Annotated in this window: 5 protein-coding genes and 1 tRNA gene; all 6 read right to left on the bottom strand. The window is 58.6% G+C overall.

What is annotated here, in order from left to right; all coding sequences use genetic code 11:
- Positions 1-136 precede the first annotated feature (136 nt).
- The 6 genes from rtcA to ABI660_RS22655 all read right to left on the bottom strand — a co-directional run bounded on the left by rtcA (position 137) and on the right by ABI660_RS22655 (position 5,523).
- Positions 137-1,195: an RNA 3'-terminal phosphate cyclase gene (rtcA, locus tag ABI660_RS22680; RefSeq protein WP_348072397.1), complete on the bottom strand. Its 1,059-nt coding sequence runs from the start codon at positions 1,193-1,195 to the stop codon at positions 137-139.
- 25 nt (positions 1,196-1,220) lie between these two features.
- Complete coding sequence (locus ABI660_RS22675) at positions 1,221-1,712, bottom strand: hypothetical protein (protein WP_348072395.1); 492 nt, start codon at positions 1,710-1,712, stop codon at positions 1,221-1,223.
- A gap of 2 nt (positions 1,713-1,714) precedes the next feature.
- A complete protein-coding gene (locus ABI660_RS22670) occupies positions 1,715-2,947 on the bottom strand; it encodes an RtcB family protein (protein WP_348072393.1) in 1,233 nt (410 codons plus the stop codon).
- Between the two features lie 8 nt (positions 2,948-2,955).
- Positions 2,956-3,744, bottom strand: coding sequence for a hypothetical protein (locus ABI660_RS22665; protein ID WP_348072391.1), 789 nt, complete (start codon positions 3,742-3,744; stop codon positions 2,956-2,958).
- Positions 3,745-4,017: 273 nt separating this feature from the next.
- The gene (locus tag ABI660_RS22660) at positions 4,018-5,169 is read right to left on the bottom strand and encodes a slipin family protein (protein ID WP_348072389.1); all 1,152 of its coding nucleotides are present in this window, start codon (positions 5,167-5,169) and stop codon (positions 4,018-4,020) included.
- A gap of 282 nt (positions 5,170-5,451) precedes the next feature.
- Positions 5,452-5,523, bottom strand: a tRNA-Ile gene (locus ABI660_RS22655).
- Positions 5,524-5,902: the final 379 nt, after the last annotated feature.

Below are 5,902 nucleotides of genomic sequence, written 5' to 3'. Positions count from 1 at the left end.
TGAAAATGCAGCCGATTACACTTCCATTTGTTGCACTTTGTACTTGAATCCGCCAAGCAAAAGTGGCGTTGGCCCTTATAGAACGGGCGCGAGTAGCTACAAAATCAGTAGCACTACACCACTGTCGAAATACGACTCAGGCCGCCAGCGAAACCACGGTACCGCCTTCCAGCGGCTCACAGCTGAACTTCACAGGCAGGAAAGTTTCGATGATCCTGGCATTGGTGCGGGAATGTTCGGTGAGTTCCGTCGTCCAGTAACGGCCTTGCCTGCCTTGCATACGCGCCAGAGCCAGCGGAATCATCAACTGATCCGCCAGGTGCGGACCCACTGGCGCTTGATGGCTCATATACGCCTTGACCTCAGCCAGCACATGGCGCGCGACCTGCTCGGCACTGAGGCTTTTTTCACCATAGGCGGCAAAAACTTCAGTGATGGCCTCATGGCGCAGCACCACCAGCAGCGCGTTGCCCGGCCCTTCGTTGCTGCGCAGGGCACGGTTGCGCAGCTGGCTGTCCTCCCAGCCCAGGCCCTTCCTCAGCACGTCAAGTTCGCGCTCGGCCACGCCGCGCGGCAGGCCGGCGTGCAGGCATTCGGCATACGCCTCCAGCAAAGCACCACGCGTCATCAGGTCAATGGCCGCCAGCCCGCCCTGCGGCGGATGCACGAGCACTTCAACCTCGCCGCCGCCCGCCGGATAAAAACCGTGGCGGCGCAGCGTCATGTCGAAAATCGCCGGGCCACCGCCCGCGAAATGCGGCGCCAGCAGCTGCAGAAAACTCAGGGACGGCGCCATCGGGTTGTGTGTGCCGCCACTGAGCCCGAGCGTGGACGCCGCCGGCGCCATCACCAGCGGCCATAGCACGGTCTGCAGCACCAGCATGCAACTGCCGGCGGAGCCCACAGCAAAGCGATAGTCTCCCGCGCGCACCTTGCCGGGCGTGAAGACCAGCGTGGTTTCGCCCAATTGCACTTCAGCTCCCGCGGCCGTCACCGCACCGGTTTGCGCCGCACCTCCGCCCACCGCCACAGCCGCCTGCACGCAGGCCAGATGCTGACGCATCAGGCCGGGTTTGGGTCGTTTGGCGCGGATGTTGACCAGCCGGAAAGGCTGACCCGTGATGAGGCTCAGGGCCAGCGCGGTGCGCAGAATTTGCCCGCCGCCTTCGCCTTGCGAGCCATCGAGTTCAATCATGTTTTTTCTTCTGTTCTTTTGGTTGTCAATCTGTCACGCTGAAATGCAAAAACCACTGAGTCAAATCTTCGGCCACAAGCACATATTCCTGCCAGTGAAGGGCTACAAAAGGAGCCCGTCCGGTCTTGGAATCCGGAGGAAATTCAGTCTGTTCGATCTCTATGAAACGGAACCAACCAAACGCTCTGCGAAAGTCATCGACCATTTTTTTGACGCGCCAATCACGTCCTTCCGCCCCATGCACCAAGAGCGTTGCTTTGTCGCGCTCCAATAAAGGTATTTCCAAAAAACACCACTTCGCAAGCACTGAAGCGAGCAATTGCTCTGGCTCAGCGGATTCCTTGAGGGAAACTCCTTTAGGTACCTCCAATTGACCAGTCACGCAATGATGCAGCCACGGAAAATCCGATGTGGACAGTGGTATGAGTTCGAAGAAGCACGACGTGTCCGCAGGTGCCTCGTTCACATCGGCCCATCCCTTGAGATATCCATTCAACTCAATGGCTTTAAGGTTCATATTCATCCTTTCACACACACAACCTGCTTGAGCGTGTAAACCACCTCCACCAGGTCGCTCTGCGCCAGCATCACGGCCTCGATGTCTTTGTAGGCCATCGGGATTTCGTCAATCACGTCGGCGTCCTTGCGGCACTCCACCCCTTCGGTCGCCTTGACCTGGTCTTCAATAGTGAACATCTTCTTGGCCTTGGTACGGCTCATGGTGCGGCCGGCACCATGGCTGCAGCTCATGAAGCTGTCCGGGTTGCCCTTGCCGCGCACGATGAAGCTCTTGGCACCCATACTCCCGGGAATGATCCCAAGCTCACCAGCCTTCGCACTCACCGCACCCTTGCGAGTCACAAACACTTCCTCGCCGAAGTGGGTCTCCTTCTGCACATAGTTGTGGTGGCAGTTCACCGCCTCAAGATGCGTCTCAAACGGCTTGCTGATCACCTTGCGCAGCGCACCAATGGCGGCCTGCATCATTACCTCGCGGTTCAGGCGGGCAAACTTCTGCGCCCAGCCCACGCCGCGCACATAGTCACCGAAGTACTGGGAACCTTCTTCAAGGTAGGCCAGGTCCTGGTCGGGCAGGTTGCGCTGGTGCAGTTCGGCGTCTTTTTTTGCCAGCTCGATAAAATGCGTGCCGATGGCATTGCCAACCCCACGCGAACCGCTGTGCAGCATGATCCACACGCCACCGCTTTCGTCGAGGCACACCTCAACAAAGTGGTTACCGCCGCCTAGGGTTCCCATGTGGCGGTGGTTGTTGGTGTTTTTCAGGCGCGGATAGTCCAGGCACAGCGCCTCGAACTCATCGACCAGCTGGCCCCAGGCCGCATCAGCCGCGCTGGGTGGATTCGTCCAGGCGCCCACCTCGCGCACGGAGCCATTGCGGCGATAAGTCTTGGGCGCAGAGCCATGCGGCACCGCCTTTTCAATCTCGGTGCGCAGCGGCCCAAGATTGTCGGGCAGGTCTTCAGCGCGCAGCGTGGTCTTGCAGGCCATCATTCCGCAGCCGATGTCCACGCCAACCGCCGCCGGAATGATCGCCTTGAATGTCGGGATCACGCTGCCGATGGTGGCGCCCAAGCCGTAATGCACGTCGGGCATCACCGCCACGTGTTTGAAGACGATGGGCAGGCGCGCGGAGTTCTCCAGCTGCTTGATAGCCTCGGCTTCCACCGGCACGCCATTGGTCCACATTTTTACCGGCACACCGCCGGTCACTTCGTGTTGTTGGTAAGTCATTTTTTATCCTAATAAGTTATCGAATCAAATACGGCTTCCGCCATGTCTTGCGGCGTTATCCGGCTACCGTAGTAGCAAGTCGGGGTCTGCTCGAGCTTGTACATCTCCAGCCTCAGAATCCGGTTCGCGAATGTACGGCGATGGTTTTCCTCGGTCAACCAGTTCGTCATCACCTCCAGAAACACAGGACGATCTTCAGCGAATGCGTTCTTGATGCACTGGGCTTGCCAGAAATCGTAGAACCCGGCGTTCACATAATGCAGGGTCGCTGCCGTCGATTCGTCTTTCATCCAATAGTCCAGCAAAGGCCGCAAATCAACGCCGCCGATATCGAACATCAGGAGGAATTCGAAGGCCACGTCGCCGGCATGCCCCTCTCCGGACTGCCACCAGTGCTGACTCAAACGCGCGGCGAAATAGGCCAGCGCGAAAACCTCAATAGCCTCGTATTCTTCCGCTGAGAACGCACCGGCTTCGCAATTTCCCAACCGACCCAGATAGCACTCCATGGAGTGGTGAAGCTCGGCGCCGTCGGCCAGGAGTTCCAGCATGCGCGGCAACAGGTACTTGATCTCGTGCGCAGGTTGCGGGACATCTTTCGCGGAGCAGTTGTACTCATAAAAGTGCCTGGCGGTGATCTGGCGCAAAGGCAATTGCCGCATCTCCTTTTCCAGGGACTCGTCCATGCAGCATCCCAAACATACGTTCAAGCAAAGCGTGGGCGCGCGGTAGCCGCTGAAGACCGCATACAGCCGGTCAACAGCTTGCTTCAAGGCGGGTGCCAATTCGGGTTTCAAGGTGTTTTCCATTTTTGTTCTCGTTTGGTGGACGCGGCGGGATTCGAACCCGCATCAATACGGCGACCACGGTGTTTGACGCCTGTGGCCCAGCTGACGGTTGGAAACGCGCGCCAGTGGCAGACCCGTCATCGGAGCCAGCACCTGCATCCTCAACCTTGCTCGTCAACCGACTTGCCCGCCGCACCCGGTGTTACCCGGCCTGCCGGCAATTTCAACATTTTTGGCAGTGGCGCTCCCTTCTGTGCCAGCGCGCCCTTTATCTTTTTTAGCTCAACGCAGCTTCACCAGCCCGTTGAGCACCTGGTCCAGACCTCCGAACACGGAGATCTTGTCGATCCGCTCTGCCACACGCTCCAGTGTTTCCAGCTCTTTCATGCGCAGGACAATCGGGTTGTCCTCCATGATTTTTGCCGTGTTGAGCAGCGAGCGGGTTGCCGCGGTTTCTTCGCGACGGCGAATCGCGTTGGCTTGGGCCGACTTCTCGGCTTCCACCACCTGAGCCAGGATGGTCTTCATCTCACCGGGCAAGATGATGTCTTTCACACCCAGGCTCTCCAGCTTCAGCCCTGCATCCGCCAACCGTGCACGGGTATGCTCGGCAATGACGTCGTCCAGCGCAGCCTTGTTCTCCAGCAGCTCGTCGAGCGTACGGGTCCCGACGGCCGCGCGCAGGCCCAGCTGCAGCTCGCGGTAAATCTGCTCTGACGGCTTGCCCCACTGGGCAAAGGCTTTCAGCACATCTTCATAACGCCAGGTGGCCGACAAGTTCAGGCGCAGGCTCACTTTGTCGCGGGTGAGGATTTCCTGCCCGCTAACTTCCAGCGCCTGCGAACGCAAGTCAATGCATTCGACATCTACCTTGCGGCCATAACGCCAGAAGCCATAAGCCCCGGCGCCGAGCAGCCCGGTCACCTTGCCGTCCAGTGTCAACACACCGGCATGGAAGTCGGGCACCTGCACCAGCAACACGCCGTCCAGACCCTTCACCGGGCGCTGGCGCAGCTGTGTCTGGCCCAGCGTGGCCACCAGGCCAGCCGGCAGCTTTTCGCTGTTCGCCACGTCCTGGTCAATATCGACCACGTCGATACGAACCTCGTTCAGGCCCTTCCAGTAGAGCTTGCGGGTGGCGGGCGCCAGCACTTCCACCAGCGAACCGTTCTCATACCGCAGGCCTGCCTGTGCATCCGACAGCGCGGCAAGCACAAACTCCTGGGCAACCACAGCCGGCTCTTTGGCCATGAAGTAGTCGGCAAGGCCGTGCGTGAAAGCGGCTTGCTCCATGGCAAAGGTTTCTACCCGCACCTGGTCGGCGCCGGCGTACACCCAGTGTTTACCGGGCTGCAGCACGCGCTCGAAGTCACCGTTGCGCAACAGCAGGCCGCGTTCGTTTTTCTTGATCTTGTATTGGTTCAGTCCAAACATTTTTCTTCTCCTTGTTTTTCTTCAATTCAACGCAATCCATAGTCCGCATCAGCAACAGCCGCGGACTCGGGGTGCGGGCACTTTCTGGCGAAGGGCCTGGTCGTGAGATCTCGCGATGTCACGCCCGGCGTCTTCGCTGTCCGGTGTCGCAGTACCTTTGCACTGGCAACTGTTGCTGGTGGGTGCTGGCCCCGCACACTGCCGCGGTTTCCCGTTGCAGCCTGCATCCACTCTTCCCACTCGCGGCACGCTCTACATCCAAGTAAGCTGATTTTTTACGTCAGCGTTCGGCGGGATTCGAACCCGCGACAGCCGTGTGATTAGCACGGTGCTCTACCTTCTGAGCTACAGAACAATGGCATCCGGGAATCGAACCCAGCGGGGCGGCTCCTCTACCCGAGCCGCCCCTTGACCACATGCCTTGGTACCAGGCGCATCCGTTGCCGCGGCATACAGGAATTCAGGACACCCTGGCTTCCTGCACCAGCGGGGCCTGGTTTCCCGGAAACCCCTGCTTGTGAGCGAACAACTTTCTCATCTGACGCACTCTTTATTGCAGGCACCGTGCCAGGGAGAAGCCCTTTGCTGAAAACTCTTGAAAGACGATTGATTTAATTAAGTATTTTTCAAATTTGACGCACGGCACCTGTCTGTTTACTCAGAACATAATTCACAATATTTAGCTTTAAAGCTAGTACATTAGAAATATGAAGAAAAAAGTGGTGATGGGTTT

This window comes from Polaromonas sp. (assembly GCF_039930745.1).
Classification (GTDB): domain Bacteria; phylum Pseudomonadota; class Gammaproteobacteria; order Burkholderiales; family Burkholderiaceae_C; genus Polaromonas.
The sequence above is the reverse complement of the archived record's forward strand: the minus strand, read 5'-3'. Positions and strand labels throughout refer to the sequence as shown.

Coding starts and splice junctions, on each gene's coding strand:
- rtcA (WP_348072397.1), bottom strand. CDS start 1,195: ATGATTGAACTCGATGGCTCGCAAGGCGAAGGCGGCGGGCAAATTCTG.
- ABI660_RS22675 (WP_348072395.1), bottom strand. CDS start 1,712: ATGAACCTTAAAGCCATTGAGTTGAATGGATATCTCAAGGGATGGGCC.
- ABI660_RS22670 (WP_348072393.1), bottom strand. CDS start 2,947: ATGACTTACCAACAACACGAAGTGACCGGCGGTGTGCCGGTAAAAATG.
- ABI660_RS22660 (WP_348072389.1), bottom strand. CDS start 5,169: ATGTTTGGACTGAACCAATACAAGATCAAGAAAAACGAACGCGGCCTG.